Here is a 26,968-nt window from a genome sequence, read left to right as displayed (position 1 = left end):
GCGGCGGTGAGAGGTGGAGATGCGGCGAGTGCTCGGTGTCCCGCGCGACTACGCGTGGGGCTCCCCGTCGGCCATCCACGAGCTCATGGGCACCGAGCCGGACGGCCTGCCGCTCGCCGAGCTGTGGTTCGGCGCGCACCCCAGCGGCCCCGCCCGCACGGAGGACGGCGCTGACGACGTGCGCCGCCTCATCGAGACCGACCCGTCCGGCACCCTGGGCCGTGACGTCCTGGCTCGCTTCGGCGCTCAGCTGCCCTACCTCCTCAAGCTCATCGCCCCGCGCCGTCCGCTGTCCCTGCAGGTGCACCCCGACCTCGAGCGGGCGCGCACCCGCTTCGCCGCCGAGAACCGGGCGGGCGTGCCGCTGGACGCCCCGTGGCGCAACTACCGCGACCCCAACCACAAGCCCGAGCTCGTCTTCGCGCTCACCACCTTCGAGGCGGTGTCCGGCTTCCGCGCCCCGCGCCGCGCCGCCGAGCTCCTCGCCGAGCTCGACGCGCCGCTCACCCGCGCACTCCACGCGGCCCTGGTCACCGATCCCACCCCCGACGGGATGCGCACGGCGTTCACCTCCCTGCTCGACCCGCACACCCGGCCCTCGGCACGCGAGGTGGCCGACGTCGTCGACGCGTGCCGGCGGCGGGCAGCGGACGGGTCACCCTCACCGCGTGCGGACGCGATCGTCGGACGCCTGGCAGAGGAGCACCCGCACGACCCGGGCGTCGTCGCCTCGCTCCTGCTCAACCCCGTGACGCTGCAGCCGGGGGACTCGCTGTTCGTGCCGGCGGGCGGCGTGCACGCCTACCTGTCGGGCATCGGGGTGGAGGTCATGGCGTCCTCGGACAACGTCCTGCGCGCCGGCCTGACGAGCAAGCACGTGGACGTCGGTGAGGTGCTCGACTGCGTCGACTACGTCGCGGCACCGCCGATCCGGGTGGCGCCCGAGGTCTTCCACGGCGCCACGCGCGTGTTCTACGCGCCTGTGGACGACTTCGAGCTGTCCGTCACCACCCTGGCCGACGGCGACTGCGCCGACGGCGCGCGCCCGCTCCCCGGCCGCGGCCCTCGGATGCTCGTGTGCCTGGCGGGTGAGGTCGAGGTCGCCGCCGCGTCCGGCGGCCTGCGCCTGCGCCGCGGACAGGCCGCCTTCGCGCGCGCCGACGACGGCCCGCTCACCGTCCACGGCACCGGCACCCTCGTCCAGGCCGACGTCCCGTAGGTCCCGCCCCCGCCGTCCAACGCCCGCGCCCCACGTTTCGCGCCGACAGCTGAGTTGTTACCGGTAGGACGTCGACGTGTCGGTAACAACTCAGCTGTCGCGGGTGGGGGTGGGGTAACAACTCAGCTGTCGCGGGTGGGGGTGGGGTAACAACTCAGCTGTCGGCGGTGGGGCGGGGGGGTGGGGCGGGGGAGCGCGGGGTGGGTCAGGCGGGGGCGGGGACTCCGGCGAGGCGGAGGAGCAGGTCGCGGACCTCGGTCGCGCGCACGTGGTCCGTCGACGCGGACGGGTCCGAGCACAGGAGCACCGGGCCCTCGTCCGGCGTCTCGGGCAGCCGGCCGTGGCTGCCCCGGAGCGGCGCCGGGTCCAGCGGGACGACCTCCATCATGTAGCGCATGCCGAGCTTCTTGCGCAGCAGCGCCTTGCCGGCCCGCAGCTTGACCCACTTGTCCTCGGGGTCCATGAACAGCTCGACAGGGTCGTACCCGGGCTTCTTGTGGATCTCCACGAGCCGGGCGAAGTCCGGGGCCTTCTTGTCGTCGAGCCAGTAGTAGTACGTGAACCACGCGCCCGGCTCGGCGACGAGCACGAGCTCCCCCGAGCGCGGGTGGTCCAGCCCCGCGGCCTTCTTGCCCTCGGCGTCGAGCACCTGCTCGACGCCGGGGAGCGCGGCCAGCATGTCGCGGACCATGGGGACGTCGTCGGGGTCGCGGACGTAGACGTGGGCGACCTGGTGGTCGGCGACGGCGAAGGCCTTGGACGTCCACGGGTCGAGGATCTCGCCGGTGGAGTTCGTGTGGACGTGGAGCAGCCCCGCACGGCGCAGCACCCGGTTGACGTCCACGGCCCGGTCGACGTCGGTGATCCCGTACTCGCTGAGCACGACGACGGTCGCGCCCATCCGCTCGGCGTCGTCCAGGAGCGGGGCGAGCGCCTCGTCGACCTCCTTGGCCGCGCGCACGGCCTCCGGCCCGGAGGGACCGAAGCGCTGGAGGTCGTAGTCGAGGTGGGGGATGTAGGCGAGGGTGAGGTCGTGGTCGGGCATGACACGGCGGGTCGCGCCGATGATCCACTTCGAGGACTCGATGTTGGCGCCCGGGCCCCAGAAGGTGAACAGCGGGAAGGGACCGAGCTCGGCGACGAGCTGGTCGTGCAGCGAGGGCGGCCAGGTCCAGCAGTCCGGCTCCTTGCGGCCGTCGGCGTGGTACTCCGGCCGCGGGGTGATGGTCGTGTCGACGTCGGCGCCCATGGCGTACCACCAGCACACGTTGGCGACCCGGTAGTCGGGGCGGTGGCGCCTGATCGTCTCCCACACCCGCTCGCCCTCGACGAGGCCGCTGTGCTGACGCCACAGGAGGATGTCGCCGAGGTCGCGGAAGAACCACCCGTTGGCGACGATGCCGTGCTCGCTGGGTGTCAGGCCCGTGAGGTAGGTGGACTGCGCGGAGCACGTGACCGCCGGGAGCACGGTGTCCAGCCGCGCGCGGTAGCCCTGCTGGGCCACCCGCTTGAGCCGGGGCATGTGCTCGAGCAGCCGTGGCGTGAGCGCGACGACGTTGAGTACGAGCAGCTTGTCGGTCATGCGTCCTCCAGTCCCAGCGCGTGGAGCTCCGCGCGCGCGTGGTCCAGCTCGGCGGCGATCCCGGCGACGAGTCCGGCGTCGTCGGTGGGCCGCTGGTCGGCGGGCAGCACCGACCACGTGTAGGTCTCCACCTCGAGGTGGTCGGTCAGTGGCCGCTCGCCGCCCACGAGGGCCCGCGCGGAGGCGCTGAGCTCGCTGGTCGTGGCCGCGAGCGGGGAGCGCGGGGCGGAGTGCAGCGGCAGGTGGAAGTGCACCCGCCACGGCGCCTGCGCCGGGAGAGGTGAGCCGCCGAGCGCGTCCGGCAGGTCGTCGCGGCCGGCCACGCCCGCGGCGACGGGCTCGCGCACCTGGTGGAGGAAGCGGTCCTCGACGAAGTCGTCGAGCAGTCCCTGCTCCACGGCCGCGGCGGGGTCGGCGACGTGCAGCGCGGCGGACAGCTGCGCCTTGACGACGGGCAGCCCCGCACCGGTCAGCCGGCCCATCGCCTCGTCGGCGTCCTCGAAGGCGGTGGCGAGGTGGGCGGTGTCCACGCACACCCCCAGGTGCTCGGTGTCGATGCCGGCGAGCTCGCGTACGGCGTCCGTCGTCGTCTCGACGACGCACCCGGGCTCCGGCTCGAAGCCCACCCGGATGGTGCGGCCGGTCTGCTCCCGCAGCCGGGCCAGGCCGGTCGCGAGCGCGTCGAGGTTGGCCCGGGCGGCCTGCGCCGCCTCCTCCGACCACGGGGTCCACCACGCCAGCGGCAGGGTGCTGATGCTCCCTCGCGCAGCGTCGGCGGGCAGCAGGCCCGCCAGCACGCGGGCGGCGGCCAGCGTGTAGTCGAGCCGGGCGCGCTCGGTCCAGTCGGGTCGGTAGACGCGATGCTTGACGACGGGGTCGTGGAAGCCGCCGTAGGGGAAGGCGTTGAGGGTGACGACCTCCAGGCCCTGCTCGTCCAGGACACGGCGCAGGTCGTCCAGCTCGCCCGGCTCGGTGGCGAGCCGGCCGGCCGCCGCGGCCGGGAGCCACAGCCCCAGGCCGAGGCGCTCGACGCCGAGCCGCTCCCGCACGGGCCCGGCGAAGCGCCGCAGCTGCTCGTGGATGCCGGCGAGGTCCTCGGCGGGGTGGACGTTGCTGCAGTAGGCGAGGTGGACGACGGTGCCGTCGGGGTGACGCAGTCGCACGGCTCAGGCCTCGGGGGTCTTGCGCTCACCGCGGAGGATGGAGTTGCCCTCGAAGGTGGCGGCCGTGGTGTCGGAGGTGTCGTAGCCGAGCATGAGGCGCCCGCTCTGCCCGAAGAACTCCACGGGGTTGCGCCACAGCACGCGGTCGACGTCGTCCTCGGTGAAGCCGGCCGCGAGCATGGCCTGCCCGGTCTTGTAGGTCTTCAGGGGGTCGCTGCGTCCCCAGTCCGCGGCGGAGTTCACCAGCACCCGCTCCAGCCCGCGCTCCTGGAGGATCGCGACCATGCGGTGCTCGTCCATCTTCGTGTCCGGGTAGACGGAGAAGCCCATCCACGCGCCGGCGTCGTCGACGATCTCGACGGTCGTCTCGTTGAGGTGGTCCACGACGATCATCCCCGGCGCGATCCCCACCTGGGCGACGAGGTCGAGGGTGCGTTGGGTGCCCACGGCCTTGTCGCGGTGCGGGGTGTGGACCATGGCGGGCAGGCCGTGCTCGCCGGCGAGCTCGAGCTGGCGGACGAACACCTCCTCCTCGGCCTGCGTCATCGAGTCGAAGCCGACCTCGCCGACGGCGACGACGCCGTCCTTGGCGAGGTAGCGGGGCAGGAGGTCGAGGATGCCGCGGCAGCGCGGGTCGTTGGCCTCCTTGGGGTTGAGCGCGATGGTCGCGTGGTGGGCGATGCCGAACTGCGAGGCACGGAAGCGCTCCCAGCCCACGAGCCCGTCGAAGTAGTCGACGAAGGACTCCACGCTCGTGCGCGGCTGCCCGAGCCAGAACGCCGGCTCGACCAGGGCCCGCACGCCGGCCGCGTGCATGGCCTCGTAGTCGTCCGTCGTGCGGGACGTCATGTGGATGTGCGGGTCGAAGATGCGCATGGAGGGGCTCCTGGTGAGGTGAAGGGGTCAGGCGGACGGGCGCAGCGCTGCCGCGACGTCGGGGAACTGGTCCAGGGCACCGGGCTCCTGGTCGAGCACGAGGTGGACGTCGTCGGGCACGCTGCGGCCGGCGGCGAGCCGCTCGTGGGCGTAGGCGGCGACCATGCGGGCGAGCTCGGGGTCGGTCCGCTCGTCGAGACGGTCGACGGCGGCGAGGGGGACGCCGACGAAGAGGCACTTGAGCACGCCCTGACGCCAGGTGGCGTCGTCGAGGTGGGTGCCGGCCCAGGGGCCCATGGCGGCCGCGACGATGCGGATGTCGTTGGTGCGCAGCGCGTCCTCGACGATCGGCTGCGCCTCCGGGCCGAGAAGGTGCAGGGCGCGGAGCACGGCCCGCTTCTCGTCGCCGTCGCCGTAGCGGTACAGGTCGCTCACCTCGCGCAGGAGGCGGGCGTCGTCGCCCAGCGCCTCGGCGAGGGCGGCGAGGAGCACGCCCCGCACGGCGTCGTCGAGGGTGGGGCCGTGGATACCGCTCGGGTCGGCCGGGTCGAGGGGGCCGCGCGCGACCTCGCGGGCGGCGGCGGGGAACAGGCGGGCGGCGGCGGAGGTGTCCGCGGCGATCTCGGCCGTCATCTGCGACAGCCGGCTCGCGGCGGCGGGGGAGAGGTCCGCGGCGATCGCGTCGCGCATCTGGTGGGTGCGGCTCATGTCGGCTCCTGGGGCGGGCGGGTGGTCAGGCCTGGGCGGCGTCGAGGGCGCTGCGCAGGACGGCGAGGGAGCGGGCCGCGACTGCGGGGGCGTCGTGGCTGTGACGGGTCAGCTCGACGGACACCAGTCCGTCGTAGCCGATGTCGAGGAGGGCCCGCAGGGAGGCGGGGACGTCGACCTCGCCCTCCCCGAACTCGAGGTGCTCGTGGACCCCGCGCCGCATGTCCTCGATCTGGACGTGGGCGACGATCTCCGCGTTCTCGCGGATGCAGTCCTGCGGGCTGGCCTCCTCGTTGACGACGGCGTGGCCGACGTCGACGGTCGCGACGAGCGCGGCGGGGTCGCCGAGGCGGGAGCGCAGCTCGCGCACCCCGGCCAGGCGGCTGACGAACATCCCGGGCTCGGGCTCGAAGGCGAGGCGCACCCCGGCGCGCTCGGCGTGCTCGAGCACCGGCGCGAGCCCCGAGACCAGCCGCTCCCAGGCGACGTCGTCGGGCGTCCCCGGCGGCAGCGTCCCCGACCACAGGTGGACGATGTCGGCACCGAGGTCGCCGGCGACGTCGACGGCGGTGCGGATGAGCCGTGCCCGCTCCTCCGCACCGTCCTCGGAGACGAAGGTGGGCTCGTGCTTGCGCCACGGGTCCAGCACGTAGCGGGCGCCGGTCTCGACGGCGACCGCGAGGCCGTACCGCTCGAGCAGCGCAGCCGTCTCGGACACCCGGGCGGCGAGGTCGGGCGCGAAGGGGTCGAGGTGCTGGTGGTCGAGGGTGAGCGCGACCCCCTCGTAGCCGAGGTCGGCCATGATCGCCAGCGCCTCGGGCAGGCGGTGGTCGGTGAAGCCGTTGGTCCCGTAGGACAGGCGCAGGCTCATGTCGGTGAGATTCCCTTCGCTGCGGCGCGGAGTGCGGGGCCGGCGGCCATGAGGCCGACGGCGGTCGCGACGGCGCCACCGCCGGCGACGAGGGCCGCCTGGAGGGGCACCATGCCACGGATGCCGGTGCCGGTGGCCCGGCGGACCGTGACCGCGTCCGGGCTGGCGGCGGCGGCAGCCTGGGCCCGTCCCACGGTGAGCGCGTAGGTGCCCGCGAGCGTCGCCGACGCGAGCCGGCCGAGCGCCCCGGTCCGGCCCCGGCGCAGGCCGGTGCCCGCGACGGCGGCGGCGACCGCCGTCGTGGTCGCGAGCGCGGCGCGGGCGACGGCGGGGCTCGAGCCGTGGACCTCGCCGCGGCTGAGGACGGTGACGGCGGCGGTGTGGGCACCGAGGGCGAGCGCGGCCGGGACCGCGCGCCGCGGGGCGGCCGACCCGCCGAGCAGGACGTCGAGGCTGCGGGCGGCGGCCATGACGACGGGGCCGAGCGGGGTCGGCTTGGCGAGCATGTCGTAGGTCCACACGGTCGCGGCGAGCGGCAAGGCGACGGCGACGGCGCGCCGCCCGCCCACCGCTGCCAGCCCGATCCCCGCGGCGGTGAGGCCACCGGCGACCCGCAGCGCCGCCGTCGGGCTCACGCGGCCGGAGGGGATGGGCCGCTCGGGCCGCTCGACGGCGTCGAGCTCCCGGTCGGCGTAGTCGTTGAGGGCCATGCCGGCCCAGTACAGACACACGGAGGACGCGGCAAGACCGGCCGTGCGCCACCCCAGCGTGCCGGTGACGGCGGCGCCGGCAAGGGCGTCGCCCGGCACCGACAGGGCGGCGGGCAGCCGGACGAGCTCGGCGATGTCGCGGGCCGTGGTCACGCCGACGCGCCCAGGTTCTCGCACCACTGGGCCAGGGTGCGCCACTGGTCGGCGAGGGTGTGGTCGATGCCGCCGAGCGGGTCCTTGAAGAAGAAGGCGAGGGCGCCGACGACGCCGTTCTCCCCGCGCTCGTGCGCACGGGCGGCGAGCCGGACGAGGTCGATGACGAGCGGGGCGGCCAGCGCCGAGTCGCAACCCTGCCAGGTGAACTGCATCGTCATCCGGGTGCCGAGGAAGCCCTCGAAGGAGATGTTGTCCCAGGCGGTCTTCCAGTCCCCGAGGTCCTCGACGTAGTCGATGTGCATCGGGCCGTCGACGTGGTAGCCGAGGATGGCGTCCAGGCCCGCGCCCTTGGTCGTCGTCTTGCTCAGCGCGGCGCGCGGGTCGGACAGCGTCTGGCCGTCACCACCGCCGAGCATGTTGTAGGACGCCCACGAGCGGACCTTGAGCGCGCGCGTGCCGAACATCGGGGCGAGGGCCGACTTCACGAGCGTCTCGCCGGTCTTGCCGTCGCGCCCGGCCCAGGGCAGCGCCTGCTCCTTGGCGAGCTCGGTGAGCGCGCCGAGCGTCGCGCCCGGGCTGGGGGTGAAGGAGACGAGCGGGCACCCGGCGCGGAACGCCGCGTACGCGTACAGGGAGCTCGTGGGCAGCGGGGCGTGGCCGGCGTCGAGGGCCTCCTCCAGTGCGGCGAGGCTGTCGAGCTCGGGCCGCGGGGTGACCGGTGGCTCGGTGTTGGAGACGTCGACGACGACGACGCGGTCCAGGTCGTTGGCGGCGCGGAAGTCGCGGATGTCCTGCTCGACGGCCCGCGCGTTCTCGCGCTGCGTGCCGAGCCGGGGGGCGATGCGGATGCGCGAGTCGGCGGCGGCGAGCTCGTCGGCCAGGGTCGTCACGAGCGAGGGCGGGAAGACGCCGGAGTCCGCGAGCACCTGTGCGCGGTGGGCGAGCGGCGTCTCGAGGATGTCGTGGCCACCGGTGACGAGCCCCTCGAGGGACGGCAGACCGGCGACGGCCACCTCGGGCAGCTCGCTGACCAGTCCCGTGCGCGGGGCCAGCCCCGCCGCCATGGCCAGGGCGCCGAGGGTGGCGGTGGTCGCGACCGAACCGCGAGCACCGACGAACCACACTCCGACCCGCTGGTCGTGAACGGCATTAGGCTGAGTCATCACATCACCTCGTTGTATGTGCTTCGGGCAACCGACTGTGGTTCCCGAACTCCGCAATGTTACGTAAGACAGTGTCGTTGTGGCGAAACACGGCTTGACAAAAGACGTTAACACATCGTGACTTGTCCTTAGCCTACTCGTCGTCGCGGGGCTCGGCGGAGGCGTTGGCAAGCCCGTGCACGGGCTCGTGAGAGGAGACCGAGTGGACAGCACGCCCACGCTCGCGGGTGCCGCGCGATCCGCCGAGGCGGAGATCAGCTCGGTGCTCACCGGCCTTCTCGCCGAGCTGCGGCCCGTCGCCGAGCGGCACGGCCGGCTCTACGGACGGCTCTGGGAGGAGCTGGGCCGGGCGGCCGCCGGCGGCAAGCGATTCCGGGGCAGGCTGGTCGTCGAGCTGCACGACGCCCTGGGCGGCACCCGGCGGGCGGCGGCGGCGCAGGTGGGGGCCGCCTTCGAGCTCCTCCATGTGGGGTTCCTCGTCCACGACGACCTCATCGACCACGACATGATGCGTCGCGGGGAGCCGAACCTCGCGTCGCGGATGGCCTTCGCGGCACGGGACAGCGGGGCCGACGAGCACGGCGCGCAGCAGCTCGCCGAGGGGGCCGCCGTGCTGGCCGGTGATCTCGCGATCTCTCTGGCGCACCGGCTCGTCGCCTCGGTGGACGCCCCGCCCGAGGTGCACACCCGGCTCCAGCAGCTGCTGTGGGACACCGTCTTCGTGAGTGTTGCCGGAGAGCTCGGTGACGTCGCCGCTGCCCTGGGTCTGCAGGACGTCTCGTTGGAGGACGCGCTGCGCATCGCCGCGGAGAAGACGGCCCTGTACTCCTTCCAGGCACCGCTGCGGGCGGGCGCGATCCTCGCGGGGGCGCCGCCGGCCGTGCGGGAGGAGGTGGAGGCGGTCGGGCTCGCCCTCGGCAAGGCCTTCCAGCTCGTCGACGACCTCCTCGGTGTCTTCGCGCCCGAGTCGGTGACGGGCAAGAGCGCGCTGTCGGACCTGCGCGAGGGCAAGGCGACGACCCTCGTCCTGCACGCCCGCACCCTGCCGGTGTGGTCGCGGATCGGGGCCGACGTCGGCCGCGCGGACCTGGACGAGGGGACGGCCGCCGTCCTGCGCCGGGAGCTCGCGCTCTCCGCGGCCCCCGAGCGCGTGGCCGCCCAGGCCCGTGAGGAGCTCGCCGCCGTCGACCGTGTGCTGGAGGACTCGGCCCTCCTCGCTCGTGCGACCGGAGTTGTGGGCGCCGCCCGTGCCGTCGTCGCCAAGAGTCTTGACGACGCCCTGTCGCACGTCCGCGCCGCCGCCAGCTGACGCACTGTCGGCCACCGTGCGAGTCGGGCCGCCCGAGGTCCCAGGGTGCGAAGGTGCCGGGCGTACGGTAGTGGGCCGAGGCGAGAACTGACCGAACGTGTATGTCCGGATGCTGACTTTTGGTTTGACGGTTGCTAAACCTCTCTCTATCGTTGGCCGGGTCGTGATCTGAAGCACGTTGGTGGGGGAGGGCGCCCCCGCGCACCACGAAGTGCGCACTGGTCGCCGCTGCCGCCAACCGGCCCGAGAGGCAGTTTGGCGGACCCCCCGCCAGTCGTCGGGCCGGTCAGGTCCTGCCGTGAGTGACGGCGGGTCCTCCGCGTGCGCGACTCAAGGAGGAATCGTGGTCAGACGATCAACGGGACGCCGCTGGGCGACCCGAGGTGCGAGCGCGCTGCTGACCAGCGCTCTCGTGCTGCCGCTCGCGATGAGCGGTGCGCAAGCACAAACCGAGCCGCCAGAGGCGGAGCCAGCCCCGGTCGAGGACCCGGCACTGGACTGGAACAACTACGAGAAGGTCCTGCTCACCAAGAACACGGGCGAACCGATCGACCTCGCCGTGCTGCCGGACTCGCGGGTTCTCCACACCGCACGCAACGGCGTCGTCCGCCTGACGGACCCCGGCACGGGCGCGACGACGCAGATCGCCCAGCTCGACGTCTACGCGAACTCGGAGGACGGTCTCCAGGGTGTCTCGCTGGACCCGAACTTCGAGGAGAACGGCTGGGTCTACCTCGTCTACGCACCCCGCGTCATGTCCGGGACGTCGCCCACCGGTGTCGAGTACCCCGAGACGACGCCTGCAGGGAACGCCCCCAACAGCCTGCCCGAGGGCGCGGACCCCGAGACCTACTGGGACCAGTGGCTCGGCTACAACGTGCTCTCCCGCTTCCAGTTCGACGCGGAGGCCGGCACGCTCGACCTCGAGTCCGAGCAGGAGATCATCAAGGTCGACGCCCAGCGTGGCCAGTGCTGCCACGTCGGGGCCGACATGGCCTGGGACGCGGAGGGCAACCTCTTCCTCTCGACCGGTGACAACACCCCTGCCGGCACCCCGGGCGCCAACGGTTACACGCCGATCAACAACGCCCCCGGGATGAACCCGGGCTTCGACGACCGTCGCGGCGCCGGCAACACCAACGACCTGCGCGGCTCCATCCTGCGGATCAACCCGCTCGACGAGATCGACGCGGGCGCGGAGACCGGCCCGGGCAGCACGTACACGATCCCCGAGGGCAACCTCTTCGACTCCGAGGAGTACGACCCCGACCTGGTCCGCGAGGAGATCTATGTCATGGGCGTGCGGAACCCGTTCCGCATCGACTACGACATCGAGTCCGAAGCCCTGGTGTGGGGCGACTACGGCCCCGACGCCGGCGAGGCCCAGGCCGACCGCGGCCCCATGGGCTACGTCGAGTGGCAGCTGACCACCGAGCCGATGAACAGCGGCTGGCCCTACTGCCACGGTCCCAACGACGGCGGCGCCTACAACGAGTGGAACTTCGAGACCAACTCGCCCGGCGACATCACGTTCGACTGCGACGCGGGCCCGGTGAACAACTCCACCTTCAACACCGGCCTGGAGCAGGTCCCGCCGGTCACCGAGCCGCAGGTCTACTACGGCGACAGCGCCGGCGACCAGCCCGAGCTGCTCGACCCGCTCGCCGAGCTCGGTGGCGGCGGCCAGGCCCCGATGGGTGGCCCCGTCTACCGTTACGACGAGAGCCTCGAGTCCGAGAACAAGTTCCCTGAGTACTGGGACGGAAAGCCGTTCATGGCCGAGTTCTCCCAGGACTACGTCGTGGCCTTCACCATGGACGAGCTCTCCTCGGAGGGCGAGGTCACCGAGGTCACCGACTTCCTGCCGAACCTCCACCTCGAGACGGTGAACCAGCCCATCTGGGACAACGTCATGGACTTCGAGTTCGGTCCGGACGGCGCGATGTACGTGCTGGAGTACGGGGACGGCTTCTTCCGCCAGAACCCGGACGCCGGCCTGTACGTCGTCAACTACGTCGGGGAGGGCAACAAGACCCCGCAGGCGTCCTTCACCGCCACCCCGGCGTCCAGCAGCGGGGCTCCGCTCGAGGTCGTCTTCGACGCCTCGGCCTCCCGTGACCCGGAGGGCGAGGAGCTCACCTACGAGTGGGACCTCGACGGCGACGGTGAGTACGACGACGCCACGGGCGTGAACCCGACGTACACCTACGAGGCGCTCGGCGTGTACGACGCCGCCCTCCGCGCCGTCGACCCCGAGGGCAAGGCGGCCCTGGCCATCCGGCAGATCACCGTCGGCAACACGGCTCCGGAGATCACGCTGAGCGTGGACAACGGCGCCATCTTCAACTGGGGCGACGACGTGCCGGTCTCCGTGTCGGTCACCGACGCGGAGGACGGCGAGGAGTTCAACTGCAACGGCGTGCGCTGGACCTTCGGTCTGGGCCACAACGAGCACGCCCACCCGGAGGTCTCCGGACGCGGCTGCGAGTTCGTCATCGAGACGAGCGAGGACGCGACCGAGCACGGCGCGGGCGAGAAGCTCTACGGCACCCTCGTCGTCACCTACGCCGACCAGGCGCAGGAGGACGTCCCGTCCATCACCGGCGAGGCCACGCTCATCCTCAAGCCCGAGGTGCAGCAGGCCGAGTGGTACGACGCCGCCGACGGCGCGACCGTCGTCGACGACGCCGAGGCCGACGCCGGCTCCTACGTCGAGCTCGGCGAGGGCTCCATCACGTTCCGCCCGATGGCCATGACGCACGCCCCCACCGGTGACGTCATCGACACTGTCACCGCCCGCGGCGCGGGCGAGGGCACCGTCTCCCTGACCTGGGCGGGCGAGGACACCCCCTTCGCCGAGGTCGAGTTCACGGGCGGCGAGCCGTCCGAGCGCAACCTCACCGCGCAGTCCACGGTCGGTCAGTGGCTCGCCGACCCGGTCGGCGCCGAGTTCGTCAGCGGACTGATCCCGGAGGAGTTCCACGACGCCGTTCGCGACGTTCCGCTGGAGGGGCTCGTCGAGCTCTCCGAGGGGCAGATCTCCGCGCACGCGATCGCTGAGCTCGTCGAGGCCTACCGCAACGCTCCTGCTGCCCCCGGCGACGGTGGCTGGCAGGAGGTCGAGGCGCGCTTCACCAGCGTTCCCGAGGGATCGGGCGAGGTCGTCGTCACCAGCACCGGTGTGGACCTGGACTACCTGGCCTTCACCGCCTCGGGCGAGGAGCCCCCGGTCGAGAACATCCGCATCCCCGCGGAGAAGGTCTCGATCGGCATGTTCTCCCTCATCCCGTGGGTCCGTGAGGCAGGTCTGCCGACCGTGCTCGAGCGGCTGGCGGAGATCGGCTTCCAGAACGTCGAGCCCTTCGGCAGCAACTTCAACGGCTACACCGCCGAGGAGTTCCGCGCGATGGTCGACGAGATCGGTCTGAAGGTCCCGTCCTCGCACTACAACGTCGCGGAGGACACCTTCGACGCGACGCTCGACTACGTCGAGACGCTGGGTCAGCAGTACGTCGGCTCCGGTGGCTTCGCGGCCCCCGGGATCAACGAGACGGAGACGGCCTCCGGCTACGAGAACACGCTGGCGACGGCGGCCACCATGAACCGTCTCGGTGAGCGGTCCGTGGAGGCTGGGCTGGGCAAGTTCTTCGGCCACAACCACGACCGCGAGTTCACCACGGTGTACGAGCACGAGGGCGAGGAGCTCTCCGCGTGGGAGATCCTCGTTCGTGAGACGAACCCGGAGTTCGTGACCTTCCAGCTGGACGTGGCCTGGGCTGCGCACGCCGGTGTGGACGTCCCTGCCCTCATCGAGGAGTACGGCGACCGCATCGAGCTGCTGCACGTCAAGGACGCCGTCAACGTGGCTGGCGAGGGTCGTCCGACCTTCACCAACCTCGGCGAGGGCGAGGTCCCGCTGCAGGAGATCCTGCGCGCGGCGGAGGAGCACGCGGACATCGCGCTCTACGTCCTCGAGTACGACCAGGCGCCCCTCGGTGAGCTCTTCGCCGAGACCGGCTTCTCCTACCTCACCGGTGAGGAGCTCGTTCCGGTCCGGGTCGACACCGAGGACGTCTCGATCGGCATGTTCTCCCTCATCCCGTGGGTCAACGAGGCGGGCCTCCCGTCCGTGCTCGCGCGGCTGGCGGAGATCGGCTTCGAGAACGTCGAGCCCTTCGGCGGGAACCTGGGCGGCTACACCGCCGAGCAGTTCCGCGCAATGACCGACCTCATCGGCCTCAACGTGCCCTCGTCGCACTACAACGTCGACGTGGCCACCTTCCCGGCGACCCTCGAGTACGTCGAGACGCTGGGCCAGGAGTACGTCGGCTCGGGCGGGTTTGCAGAGCCGGGCTTCGACTCCATCGGACGTGTCATGGACACGGCTCGGACGATGAACGCGCTGGGTCGGGCCTCGGTCGAGGCTGGCGTCGGCAAGTTCTTCGGTCACAACCACGCCGGCGAGTTCACCAGGACGTTCGACTACAACGGTGAGCAGACCCCGGTGTGGGAGATCCTCGTCGAGGAGACCGATTCCGAGTACGTGACCTTCCAGCTGGACGTGGCCTGGGCCGCGCACGCTGGTGTGGACGTGCCGGCTCTCATCGAGGAGCACGGCGACCGCATCGAGCTCCTGCACGTCAAGGACGCGACGAACCTCGGTGGCGACCGTCCGACCTTCACCAACCTCGGTGAGGGCGACGTCCCGCTGCAGGACATCCTGCGCGCCGCTCGTGACCACGCGAACGTCGAGCTCTACGTCCTCGAGTACGACGTCGCGCCGCTGGGTGAGAACTTCGCCGAGACCGGTTTCGAGTACCTCACCGGCCAGCCGGCCGGGGAGGAGGGCTCGCGCCCGGTGGAGACGACGACCGCTCCGGTGACCTTCACCGACGAGTACGGCACGGCGGGCGACACCTTCACGGTGCCGCGTGTCACGGGTGTCGAGTACGTCGTCAACGGTGAGATCGTCGAGGCGGGTACCCACCCGGGTGTCGGCACCGTGACGGTCACGGCGCAGGCTGCGGAGGGCTTCGTGCTCGCTGACGGCTCGGCCACCGAGTGGAGCCACACCTTCTCGACGGCGGGCGCTCCGGCTCCCGACCGCCGGACGGCGGAGTTCCACCTGTCCAACACCTGGCGCGGCTCCACCGACGTCCACTTCATGTACGGCCGCTGGGCCGACGAGGTGCTCATCGGTGACTGGGACGGCGACGGCAAGGACACGATCGCTGTCCGCAAGGGCAACGAGTTCCACGTGTCCAACAGCCAGCGTGGCGGGAACCCGGACTCGGTGTTCACCTACGGCCGCCCCGGTGACGTCATCCTCGTCGGTGACTGGGACGGCGACGGCAAGGACACCTTCGCCGTGCGCCGCGGTGCGGAGTACCACGTGAAGAACACGCTCCGCGGCGGTCCCGCGGACGTGAGCTTCACCTACGGCCGCGCGGACGACCAGGTCCTCGTCGGTGACTGGAACGGCTCCGACGTCGACACCCTCGCGATCCGCCGTGGCGCGACCTACCACGTGAAGAACTCGGTCATCGGCGGCGACGCCGACGTGGTCTTCACCTACGGTCGGGCCGCGGACGTCACCCTCGCGGGCGACTGGGACGGCGACGGTACGGACTCCTTCGCCATCCAGCGTGGGCGCACCTACCACGTCTCCAACACCCTCAGCGGTGGGGACGCGGACACGGTGCTCACCTTCGGACGCCTCGGTGACGAGGTCTACGTCGGTGACTGGAACGGCGACGGGACCGACACCCTCGGCATCCGCCGCCCGGTCGGTGGCGCTGCCACCGCCAAGGCGATCGGCACGCTGAGCAAGATCGGCTGACCCGACAGCTGACCCGCAGGGCCCCGCAGCCGTTCGGCTGCGGGGCCCTGTGCGTGCGTCCACCTCCTGAGCGGCGCATGGGCCGACCGTGTCGGCGCCCACCCGGACGGTCGCGCGCCGGTCACGGCAGGTGCGTCACCTCCCGGCGGAGTCGTTGACGGTGGCACGGCCCCAGCCATACCCTCGGGCGGGAGAGTGACGCAGCACACATCGACCGTGTGCTCGGTGGGGGTCACTGAGTTCTGTGCAGACGCAGAGGGTGACACCCAGTCGGACGCCGTCCGGCCGCAGAAGGTCGCGCCTGGCGCGGCCCGCACGTGAACGCGACTCCAAGGAGATTGCCGTGGTCAGTCGACCCACAGGCTCCCGAGGGTGGGCCCGCGCCGCGGGCGCCGTCCTCGCCAGCACGCTCGTCCTCCCGCTCGCCGTCAGCGGTGCCAGCGCGGACGTCGAACCACCACCGGACGACAGCGAGTTCAGCGCGCTGGTGTTCAGCAAGACCGCCGGCTTCCGGCACGGGTCCATCGAGGAGGGCGTCGCCGCCATCCAGCAGCTCGGTGCCGACAACGGCTTCACGGTGGAGCACACCGAGGACGCCGCCGACTTCACCGAGGAGAACCTCGCCGACTACGACGTCGTCGTCTGGCTCTCCACCACGGGCGACGTGCTCGACGACGAGCAGCAGGCCGCCTTCGAGCAGTACATCCAGGGCGGCGGCGGCTACGCCGGCATCCACGCCGCGAGCGACACCGAGTACGACTGGGCCTGGTACGGCGAGCTCGTCGGTGCCTACTTCGCCGGCCACCCCCCGGGCACCCCGGACGGCACCGTCGACGTCGCCGACCGCGTGCACCCGTCCACGGCCCACCTGCCCTTCGAGTGGGACCGGACCGACGAGTGGTACAGCTACGAGCCCAACGTGCGCGGTGACGTCCACGTCCTCGCCACCCTCGACGAGACGAGCTACGACCCGGGCGACCTCGCCATGGGCTCGGACCACCCGATCGCCTGGTGCCACGACTACGACGGCGGCCGGTCCTGGTACACCGGTGGCGGGCACACCGAAGCCTCCTTCGCCGAGCCGGCCTTCCTCGAGCACATCCTCGGCGGCCTCCGCACTGCGGCGGGGGTCGAGGACGCGAACTGCGCCGCTACCGTCGCGAGCTCCTACCAGAAGGTCACCCTCGTCCAGGGCGAGCAGAACGTCGGCGAGCCGATGGCCCTCGCGGTCCTGCCGAACGGGGACGTCCTCCACACGGCCCGTGACGGCCGGATCTTCTACACCCAGGGCGACGGCGGCACGAGCGTCGCGGGCACTGTCCCGGTGTACACGCACGACGAGGACGGCATGCAGGGCATCGCGATCGACCCGAACTTCGAGGAGAACCGGTGGGTCTACGCCTACTACGCACCGCCGCTCGACACGCCACCGGGTGATGCGCCCGAGTGGGGGACGGCCGAGGACTTCGCGCCCTTTGACGGATACAACCGGCTCTCCCGCTTCGAGCTGACCGAGGAGGGCATGCTCGACCTCGAGTCCGAGGAGGAGATCCTGCGGGTCGAGGCGTCCCGCGGCACCTGCTGCCACGCGGGCGGCGAGATCGACTTCGACGCCGAGGGCAACCTCTACCTGTCCACGGGTGACGACACCAACCCCTTCGCCTCGGAGGGCTACACGCCGATCGACGAGCGTGAGGGGCGCAACCCCGCGTGGGACGCCCAGCGGTCCTCGGCCAACACCAACGACCTGCGCGGGAAGCTGCTGCGGGTGAACGTCCTCGAGGAGATCCCCGAGGGTGCCGAGCCGGGTCCGGGCAGCACCTACGAGATCCCCGAAGGGAACCTCTTCGCGCCCGGCACGGAGCTGACGCGGCCGGAGATCTACGGGATGGGCTTCCGCAACCCCTTCCGCTTCGCCGTCGACAAGGAGACCGGCTGGGTCCACCTCGGTGACTACGGTCCCGACGCCGGCAGCGCCGACCCCGACCGCGGCCCCGGTGGCCAGGTCGAGTTCAACCTCATCAAGGAGCCCGGCAACTACGGCTGGCCGTACTGCCACGGCGACAACGACGCCTACATCGACTACGAGTTCCCGCCGCAGGGTGAGCCCGCCGGCTCCGGTGAGTCGGGCGAGGCCTTCGACTGCGACAACCCCGTCAACGAGAGCCCGAACAACACGGGGCTCACCGAGCTCCCGCCGGTGATCCCGGCATGGCTGCCGTACGACGGCGGCTCCGTCCCGGACCTCGGCAACGGCAGCGAGTCACCCATGGGCGGCCCGACCTACCACTACGACCCCGAGCTCGACTCCGACAACAAGTGGCCGGAGTACTGGGACGGCAAGACGCTCAACTACGAGTGGGGCCGTGACTGGATCCGCGAGTTCGTCATCGACGACGAGGGTGGTCTCGTCGACATCGTCCCGTCGCTCGACTGGCTCGAGCCGTCCACGCCGATGGCCGTCGAGTTCGGTCCCGACGGAGCCCTGTACGTCCTCGACTACGGCAGCGGCGGCTTCTTCTCAGGTGCCTGGGACTCCGCGGTGTACCGCGTGGACTACGTGGCCGACAGCCCGAACCCGGTCGCCCGGATCTCGACGTCGACGAACAACGGCCAGCCCCCGCTGACCGTCGAGTTCGACGGCACCGAGTCCAGCGACCCGCAGGACATGCCGCTGTCCTACGCGTGGGACTTCGACAACGACGGCGACATCGACTCCACGGAGCCGACGGCGAGCTTCACCTACGAGGAGGCGGGCGTCTACGCCGCGCGGCTCACGGTGAGCGCCGGCGAGGGGGAGGAGCTGCGGACGGGGACGATCACGACGAACGTCATCGTCGGCAACACCGCCCCCGAGGTCACGCTCGAGCTGCCGGCCGACGGCGGCATCTTCAGCTTCGGGGACGATGTGCCCTTCCGGGTGACCGTCACCGACGCCGAGGACGGCGAGATCGACTGCTCCCGCGTCCGGGTCGAGTACATCCTCGGCCACGACGAGCACGGCCACCCGCTGAGCTCGGCGACCGGTTGCGAGGGGACGATCACGACCCCGACCGACGAGGGCCACGGGCTGGACGCCAACGTCTTCGGCGTCATCAACGCCTCGTACACCGACCTCGGTGCCGAGGACCTGCCCGCGCTCTCCGCCGACGACGAGGCCGTGCTCCGGCTGCGCCACCAGCAGGCGGAGTTCTACACCGAGGCCGAGGGCGTCGAGGTGGTCGACCGCGACGGCGCCAACGGCGGCAGCGCGGTGGGTGACGTCGGCGAGGGCGAGTGGATCTCCTTCGCGCCGATGGACCTCACGAACATCGACGGGGTCTCGCTGCGCTACACCTCGACGGGCGACGGCACCGTGGAGCTGCGCAAGGGGTCTGCCGACGGCACGGTCATCGCGACCGTCGAGCTCGGCGCGACCGACGCCTGGACGGACTCCGCCACCGCTGCCGTGACCCCCGTGGGGGGACCGGACCCGGTGTACTTCGTCGTCACCGGCGACGGGACCGTCGAGATCGACGAGATCCACTTCGAGGGCCAGGGCATGTCCGGGGAGGATCCCGACCCCGACCCGGTGTGCGAGGACCCGACAGCCGAGATCCCGGCCACCGACCAGTTCGACGGTGAGGACGTCGATCCGTGCCGCTGGGAGGTCATCGACCGTGACGACGACCTGCTCGAGGTCAGCGACGGCGCAGTGCGCCTCACGACGACGGACAACGACATCTACACGACCCCCAACTCCACCGTCCCGAACATCCTGCGGAACACGCAGGTGGAGGGCGAGGAGTGGACCGTGGAGACGAAGGTGACCGGGGCGCTGGAGAGCACCTACCAGCAGGGTGGTCTCATCGCCTACGCCGACCCCGACAACTACGTGAAGCTCGACGCCGTCTCGACCGGCGGCGACGGGTTCCGCGTGGAGCTGCGCAGCGAGGTGGGAGGTGTCATCCAGGACCCGCAGGAGGACATCGGTGACCTCACGCAGTCCGAGGACCAGACGTTCTACCTGCGGCTGAGCCGGGACGGTGACACCTTCACCGGTGCCTACTCACCGGACGGCGAGACGTGGACCGACCTGCCCAGCGCCGTCACCAACGGCGCCATCGGGGACGCCGGCCCGGGCATCTTCGCACTCGGCGCCCAGCAGGAGGCTCCGACGACACTGGCCTTCGACTACTTCCGGCTGGTGGGGGAGGAGGAGCCGACCGATCCCGTCCACATCCCCGTGGACAGGGTCTCGGTCCAGATGTTCTCCCTCATCCCGTGGGTGAACGAGGCGGGTCTGCCGTCCGTGCTCGCGCGGCTGGCGGAGATCGGGCTGGAGAACATCGAGCCCTACGGGGGGAACTTCAACGGCTACACCGCCGAGGAGTTCCGCGCGATGACCGATCTCATCGGGCTGGACGTGCCCTCGTCGCACTACAGCACCAACGAGGCCACCTTCGACACGACGCTGGACTATGTCGAGACGCTGGGCCAGGAGTACGTCGGCTCGGGCGGTTTCGCCCAGCCGGGGATCAGCACCTACAACCGGACGCTCCGCACGGCCGAGGCGATGGACCGCCTGGGTCAGCGCTCGGTGGAGGCGGGGATCGGCAAGTTCTTCGGTCACAACCACGCGACGGAGTTCACCACCGTGTACAACCACGGCGGTGAGGAGATGTCGGCGTGGGAGATCCTCGTGGAGGAGACCGACCCGCGTTACGTCACCTTCCAGCTGGACGTGGCCTGGGCTACGCACGCCGGTGTGGACGTCCCTGCTCTCATCGAGGAGCACGGCGACCGCATCGAGCTGCTCCACATCAAGGACGCGACCGGCCTCGGTGAGGAGGACGGGCCGAACTTCACCAACCTCGGTGAGGGTGACGTCCCGCTCCAGGACATCCTGGCCGCCGCCGAGGAGCACGCCGAGATCGCGTACTACGTCATGGAGTACGACGTCGCTCCGGAGGGCGAGGACTTCGTCGAGACCGGCTTCGAGTACCTCACCGGCCAGCCGGCCGGGGAGGAGGGCTCGCGCCCGGTCGAGGTGACACCTGCGGCGGTGACCTTCACCGACGAGTACGGCACGGACGACGACACCTTCACGGTGCCTCGATCCACCGGCGTGGAGTACCTGATCGACGGCGAGGTCGTCGAGGCCGGTACCTACGAGGGTGGGGGCACCGTGACGGTCACGGCGCAGGCTGCGGAGGGCTTCGTGCTCGCCGACGGCTCGGCGGCCGAGTGGACCCACACGTTCTCGACGGCGGAGGCGCCGCCTCCCGACCGCCGGACGGCGGAGTTCCACCTGTCCAACACCTGGCGCGGCTCCACCGACGTGTACTTCATGTACGGCCGGATGGCCGACGAGGTGTTCATCGGAGACTGGGACGGCGACGGTGAGGACACCATCGCGGTGCGCCGCGGGAACGTGTTCCACGTGTCCAACGCGCAGCGCGGCGGTGACGCCGACTCGGTGTTCACCTACGGCCGGCCCGGTGATGTGATCCTCGCCGGTGACTGGGACGGCGACGGGCGGGACACCTTCGCGGTGCGCCGCGGTGCGGAGTACCACGTGAAGAACAGCCTCCGGGGTGGTCCTGCGGACGTGGCCTTCGTCTACGGCCATGCCGATGACGAGGTGCTCGTCGGTGACTGGAACGGCAACGGCAGCGACAGCCTCGCGATCCGCCGTGGCGCGACCTACCACGTGAAGAACTCGGTCATCGGCGGCGACGCCGACGTGGTCTTCACCTACGGGCGGCCCGCGGACGTCACCCTCGCGGGTGACTGGGACGGCGACGGTACGGACTCCTTCGCCGTCCAGCGTGGCCGGACCTACTACGTGTCCAACTCCCTGAGTGGTGGGGACGCGGACACGGTGCTCACCTTCGGCCGCCTCGGTGACGAGGTCTACGTCGGTGACTGGGACGGCAACGGGACCGACACCCTCGGTGTCCGTCGTCCGGTCGGCGGCGCTGCTGCCGGCATGAGCTCCCACAAGGGCTTCGGCGCCGTGAGCAAGGCGCTCGGATGACCTGACCGCTGGTCCACAGGGCCCCGCAGCCGCACGGCTGCGGGGCCCTGTGCCGTGTCCAGCCTCCGCCAACACGTGCGGCGCTCACCGATCGTGCGTACTCGGGTGTCAACTTTTGGTTGACCATAGGCAAAACCCGCCCTAGGCTGGGCGCGCCTGTGATCTATCGCACAAGGCTCGGCACGGCTCCGCACCGAAGCGGGACGCCGCGCCGGCACCGGCCGAGAGGCCGAGACGCGTACACGATTCGAGGAGGAAACGTGACCAGACGACCGATAGCTGGGCGGTGGTGGGCCCGGGGCGCGAGCGCAGTGCTCGCCAGTGCCCTGGTGCTCCCGCTCGCCATGAGCGGCGCCAGCGCCGATGTAGAACCACCACCGGAGGACGGGGAGGAGTTCAGCGCTCTCGTCTTCTCGAAGACCGCCGGGTTCCGACACGGCTCGATCCCCGCCGGGATCGCCGCGATCGAGGAGCTCGGCGAGGAGAACAACTTCGCGGTGGACACCACCGAGAACGCCGAGGACTTCACCGAGGAGAACCTCGCCAACTACGACGTCGTCGTCTGGCTCTCCACCACGGGCGACGTGCTCAACGACGAGCAGCAGGCAGCCTTCGAGGCGTACATCCAGGGCGGTGGCGGCTACGCCGGTATCCACGCCGCGAGCGACACCGAGTACGAGTGGCCCTGGTACGGCGAGCTCGTCGGTGCCTACTTCGCCAGCCACCCGCCCGGGACGCCGAACGCGGACGTCACCGTCGTCGACCAGGTGCACCCCTCCACGGACCACCTGCCGACGACGTGGAACCGTACTGACGAGTGGTACAACTACCGCGACAACCCGCGCGGCGACGTCCACGTCCTCGCGACGCTGGACGAGACCACGTACGACCCCGCGAACAACGCGATGGGCCACGACCATCCCATCGCCTGGTGCCACGACTACGACGGCGGCCGCTCCTGGTACACGGGTGGTGGGCACACGAACGAGTCCTTCTCGGAGCCGGCGTTCGTCGAGCACATCCTCGGCGGCATCCAGACCGCGGCGGGTGTTGTCGACGGCGACTGCGCCGCCACCGTCGAGAGCTCCTTCGAGCAGACGACGCTCGTCATCGGCGAGCAGAACGTCGGTGAGCCGATCGCGCTCGCGGTCCTGCCGAACGGTGACGTCCTGCACTCGGCGCGCGACGGTCGGATCTTCTACACGACCGCGGACTCCGAGAGCCACACGGCCGGCACCATCCCGGTCTACAGCCACGACGAGGACGGGCTCCAGGGCATCGCGGTCGACGCGAACTTCGCGGAGAACCGGTGGGTGTACGCCTACTACGCCCCGCCGCTCGACACTCCGGCCGGTGACGCGCCCGAGTTCGGGACGGCCGAGCAGTTCGCGGCCTTCGACGGCTACAACCAGCTCTCCCGATTCACGCTCACCGACCAGAACACCATCGACCTTGCCTCGGAGCAGAAGATCCTCGAGGTCGAGGCCGACCGTGGGACGTGCTGCCACGCCGGTGGTGAGATCGACTTCGACGCCGACGGCAACCTCTGGCTGTCCACCGGTGACGACACCAACCCCTTCGCCTCCAACGGCTACACGCCGATCGACGAGCGGGCCGACCGCAACCCCGCGTGGGACGCGCAGCGGTCCTCGGCCAACACCAACGACCTGCGTGGCAAGCTGCTGCGAATCTCGGTCAACGAGGACGGCAGCTACGACATCCCCGAGGGCAACCTCTTCGAGGACACCGAGCTCACCCGCCCGGAGATCTACGCGATGGGCTTCCGCAACCCGTTCCGTTTCGCTGTCGACCAGGAGACCGGCTGGGTCCACCTGGGTGACTACGGCCCGGACGCCGGCAGCGCGAACCCCGACCGTGGCCCCGGTGGCCAGGTCGAGTTCAACCTCATCAAGGAGCCGGGCAACTACGGCTGGCCGTACTGCCACGGTGACAACGACGCGTACATCGACTACGACTTCGGCACCGGGGAGTCCGGGCAGGCCTTCGACTGCGCGAACCCGGTGAACGAGAGCCCGAACAACACCGGCCTCACCGAGCTCCCGCCGGTCGTGCCGGCGTGGCTGCCCTACGACGGCGGCTCCGTCCCGGAGCTCGGCAGCGGCAGCGAGTCACCCATGGGTGGCCCGACCTACCGCTACGACCCCGAGCTGGACTCGGAGACCAAGTGGCCCGAGTACTTCGACGGCAAGACCTTCAACTACGACTGGGGCCGTGGCTGGATCCGTGAGTTCGTCACGGACGACGAGGGCAACCTCGTCGACATCCTGCCGACCCTCGACCACCTCGACGTCAAGGTGCCCATCGCCGTCGAGTTCGGTCCCGACGGTGCGATGTACGTGCTCGACTACGGCACCGGCGGCTACTTCACGGGGGCCGCCGACTCCGCGGTCTACCGCATCGACTACGTCGCCGGGAGCCGTAACCCGAGCGCGACCATCTCGACCTCGACGACGAACGGCCAGGCGCCGCTCACCGTCGAGTTCGACGGCTCGGGGTCCAGCGACCCCGAGGGTGAGCCCCTCACCTACGCGTGGGACTTCGAGAACGACGGCACGGTCGACGACACCGGCGCCACCGCGAGCCACACCTACACCGAGGAGGGCCAGTACACCGCCCGGCTCACCGTCACCGCTGGGGAGGGCGAGGACGCGCGCACCGGGACCACGACGGTGAACATCATCGTCGGAAACAGCGCCCCGCAGGTCACCCTGGAGATCCCCGAGGACGGCAGCATGTTCGGCTTCGGCGACCAGGTGCCCTACCGGGTCACCGTCACCGACGCCGAGGACGGCGAGATCGACTGCTCCGACGTCCGCGTCGAGTACATCCTCGGCCACGACGCCCACGGGCACCCGCTCTCCTCGACCACCGGCTGTGAGGGCGTCATCGTCACGCCGACGGACGACGGGCACGGCCTGGACGCCGACATCTTCGGCGTCATCAACGCCTCCTACATCGACCAGGGCGCCGGTGACCTGCCGGCCCTCCGCGACGACGACGAGGCGGTGCTCCGGCTGCGCAACCAGCAGGCGGAGTTCTACACCGACTCCGAGGGCGTCAACGTCTTCGACAAGGACGGCGCCCGCGGTGGGGCGCAGGTCGGTGACATCCACGACGGGGACTGGATCTCCTTCGACCCGATGAACTTCGTCAACATCGACGGAGTCTCCGTGCGGTACGCCTCGAACGGTGCCGGCGGCACCCTCGAGATCCGCCAGGGTGCGGTCGACGGCCCGGTGGCCGCGACGTTGCAGCTCGACCCCACCGGCGGCTGGGAGACCTGGGACGTCAGTGAGACCGTCCCGATCACCGACGCGGGCGGGGAGGGACCGGTGTACTTCGTGTTCACCGGCGACACCACGGAGGCGCTCTTCGACGTCGACGAGATCCGATTCAGCGGTCGGGGTGCCGCGGCCAACGCGGCGCCGACCGTCTCGGTCGAGGCGACGCCGGTCCGCGGTAGCGCTCCGCTCGAGGTCACGTTCTCGGCCACCGCCGAGGACCCCGACGGTGACGACGTCACCTACGCCTGGGACTTCGGCGACGGGAGCACGGGTGAGGGCGCCGAGGCGACCCACACCTACACCGAGGCGGGGACCTTCACGGCCACCGTCACGGCGAGCGACCCGGGCGGCGCCGAGGCGACGGCGACGGTGCAGATCACCGTGAACGCGCCGGCGATGCAGTGCTTCGACGGCCGTTCCGACGACTTCACCGGCGACTCGCTCGACACCGACCGGTGGAGCGTGGTCCGTCCGGACCACAACCTCCGGGTGAGCAACGGCAGCCTGATCATGCCGACGTCGGAGACCGACATCTACGGCACGAACAACTCGGACACGCCGAACATCGTCCTGCAGGACCTGCCCGACGGGCCCTTCACTGCGACGACGAAGCTCACCTTGCCGGCCGACCGTGCCTACCAGCAGGCCGGGCTCATCATCTACGGCGACGACGACAACTACGCCAAGATGGCGCTCCAGGCCCGCAACACGACGCAGGCCAGCCTCGCGGACCGGATCTTCCAGTTCATCCGCGAGGAGGGCGGGGTGCCCAACGAGGTCGGGGACAGCAACAGCCCGAACCTGGGGGCGGACTACCCGACCACCGTCTGGGTGCGCTTCACGAGCGACGGGGAGGACCTCCGCGCGTCCTACAGCGCCGACGGCGTGGCCTTCACCGAGATGGCGGAGACGAAGTCGCTCGCCGGCATCGAGAACCCCCGGGTCGGCATGTTCGCCGTCCAGGGGACCGACCGGGGCTTCGCGCCGGTCGACGCCGCGTTCGACAACTTCACCATCACCCCGGACGACTCGGTCCTGCCGGTCGACCCGGACGACGAGTTCGACGGTGCCGTCCTCGACGGCTGCCGCTGGGACATCGTCCGGCCGGACCCCGACCACATGCGGGTCGTGGACGGTCAGCTCGAGCTCGACGCCACCACCGGCGACATCTACGTCGGTGACAACGGCACCCCGAGCAACTTCGTCCTCCAGGACGTCGAGGGTGACTGGACGGTGGAGACCGTCGTCGACGTCTCGGAGACGACGCAGCAGTACGAGCAGGGCGGCCTCATGGTCCACGTCGACGACGACAACTACGTCAAGCTCGACATGCTCACCACGAACACCGCCGGATCCACCGTCACGCGCAACGTCGAGCTCCGCAGCGAGGTCGACGCGGTCATCCAGAACCCCCAGCCGAACTCGCCGGGGATCAGCGCGACGACGGTGCACCTGCGGCTGGCCAAGGCGGGGGAGACCTTCACCGGCTCCTACTCCGTCGACGGCGAGACGTGGACCACGCTGCCGGCCGTGACCAACGCCGGGGTGGCTGCGGACGGCCGGGTCGGCCTGTTCGCTGTGGGTGCGGCCTCGACGGCCGAACCCACCATCCGGTTCGACTACTTCCGGGTGCTCGGTGACGAGCTCCCGGACCCGGTGCTGGTCCCGGTGGAGAAGGTGTCGATCGGTCTGTACTCGCTCATCCCGTGGGTGGGCGATGAGGGTCTGCCGTCGGTGCTGGCGCGTCTGGCGGAGATCGGGCTGGAGAACATCGAGCCCTACGGTTCGAACTTCGATGGCTACACGGCCGAGCAGTTCCGCGAGATGGTCGACTCCATCGGCCTGAACGTGCTGTCCTCGCACTACAACGTGGGTGAGGCGAACTTCGACCAGACGCTTGAGTACGTGGAGACGCTCGGTCAGCAGTACGTCGGTTCTGGTGGCTTCCCGGCTCCCGGTATCGGCAGCTACGAGAACACCCTGGCCACGGCCGAGGCGATGGACCGGCTCGGTCAGCGGTCCGTCGAGGCGGGCGTGGGCAAGCTCTT

The 26,968-nt window shown here is 70.9% G+C and carries 12 protein-coding genes; 5 read left to right on the top strand and 7 right to left on the bottom strand.

From position 1 onward, the window contains the following. Nucleotides 1-19 precede the first annotated feature (19 nt). On the top strand, nt 20-1,219 hold the full coding sequence (gene manA / locus DSZ44_RS17170) for a mannose-6-phosphate isomerase, class I (protein ID WP_110853856.1): 1,200 nt from the start codon (nt 20-22) through the stop codon (nt 1,217-1,219). Nucleotides 1,220-1,424: 205 nt separating this feature from the next. Here manA and DSZ44_RS17165 read toward each other — a convergent pair whose 3' ends face one another. The 7 genes from DSZ44_RS17165 to DSZ44_RS17135 are packed head-to-tail and all read right to left on the bottom strand — an operon-like array spanning nt 1,425 to nt 8,448. Beyond that, nucleotides 1,425-2,801, bottom strand: coding sequence for an alkaline phosphatase family protein (locus DSZ44_RS17165; protein ID WP_110853855.1), 1,377 nt, complete (start codon nt 2,799-2,801; stop codon nt 1,425-1,427). Next, the gene (gene eboE, locus DSZ44_RS17160) at nt 2,798-3,964 is read right to left on the bottom strand and encodes a metabolite traffic protein EboE (protein ID WP_110853854.1); all 1,167 of its coding nucleotides are present in this window, start codon (nt 3,962-3,964) and stop codon (nt 2,798-2,800) included. The genes DSZ44_RS17165 and eboE overlap by 4 nt, the downstream gene beginning before the upstream one ends. Nucleotides 3,965-3,967: 3 nt before the next feature. Beyond that, entirely contained in the window at nt 3,968-4,840 is an 873-nt protein-coding gene (locus DSZ44_RS17155; protein WP_110853853.1) for a TatD family hydrolase, read from the bottom strand. A gap of 27 nt (nt 4,841-4,867) precedes the next feature. Then, on the bottom strand, nt 4,868-5,548 hold the full coding sequence (locus tag DSZ44_RS17150; RefSeq protein ID WP_110853852.1) for an EboA domain-containing protein: 681 nt from the start codon (nt 5,546-5,548) through the stop codon (nt 4,868-4,870). Between the two features lie 25 nt (nt 5,549-5,573). Continuing rightward, complete coding sequence (locus tag DSZ44_RS17145; RefSeq protein ID WP_110853851.1) at nt 5,574-6,419, bottom strand: sugar phosphate isomerase/epimerase family protein; 846 nt, start codon at nt 6,417-6,419, stop codon at nt 5,574-5,576. Further along, entirely contained in the window at nt 6,416-7,309 is an 894-nt protein-coding gene (locus tag DSZ44_RS17140; protein ID WP_258369682.1) for an SCO3242 family prenyltransferase, read from the bottom strand. Before DSZ44_RS17140 ends, DSZ44_RS17145 begins: the two co-directional genes overlap by 4 nt. After that, a complete protein-coding gene (locus DSZ44_RS17135) occupies nt 7,279-8,448 on the bottom strand; it encodes an inositol-3-phosphate synthase (RefSeq protein WP_110853849.1) in 1,170 nt (389 codons plus the stop codon). The genes DSZ44_RS17140 and DSZ44_RS17135 overlap by 31 nt, the downstream gene beginning before the upstream one ends. A 202-nt stretch (nt 8,449-8,650) precedes the next feature. Here DSZ44_RS17135 and DSZ44_RS17130 point away from each other — a divergent pair, with 202 nt between their 5' ends. From DSZ44_RS17130 to DSZ44_RS17115, 4 genes are all read left to right on the top strand, one after another. Continuing rightward, entirely contained in the window at nt 8,651-9,757 is a 1,107-nt protein-coding gene (locus tag DSZ44_RS17130; RefSeq protein ID WP_181424706.1) for a polyprenyl synthetase family protein, read from the top strand. A gap of 343 nt (nt 9,758-10,100) precedes the next feature. Beyond that, nucleotides 10,101-15,596 carry a TIM barrel protein gene (locus DSZ44_RS17125; RefSeq protein ID WP_146237602.1) on the top strand — a complete coding sequence of 1,832 codons (5,496 nt, stop codon included), beginning with the start codon at nt 10,101-10,103 and terminating at the stop codon, nt 15,594-15,596. Between the two features lie 343 nt (nt 15,597-15,939). Then, entirely contained in the window at nt 15,940-21,615 is a 5,676-nt protein-coding gene (locus DSZ44_RS17120; RefSeq protein WP_220035252.1) for a ThuA domain-containing protein, read from the top strand. Between the two features lie 260 nt (nt 21,616-21,875). Beyond that, a partial coding sequence (locus tag DSZ44_RS17115; protein ID WP_220035251.1) for a ThuA domain-containing protein occupies nt 21,876-26,968 on the top strand: 5,093 nt, incomplete at its 3' end.

The sequence above is a fragment of the Georgenia satyanarayanai genome, from assembly GCF_900116375.1.
Taxonomy (GTDB): domain Bacteria; phylum Actinomycetota; class Actinomycetes; order Actinomycetales; family Actinomycetaceae; genus Oceanitalea; species Oceanitalea nanhaiensis.
Note: the sequence above shows the minus strand (reverse complement) of the source record. Positions and strands in the feature narration are given on the sequence as shown.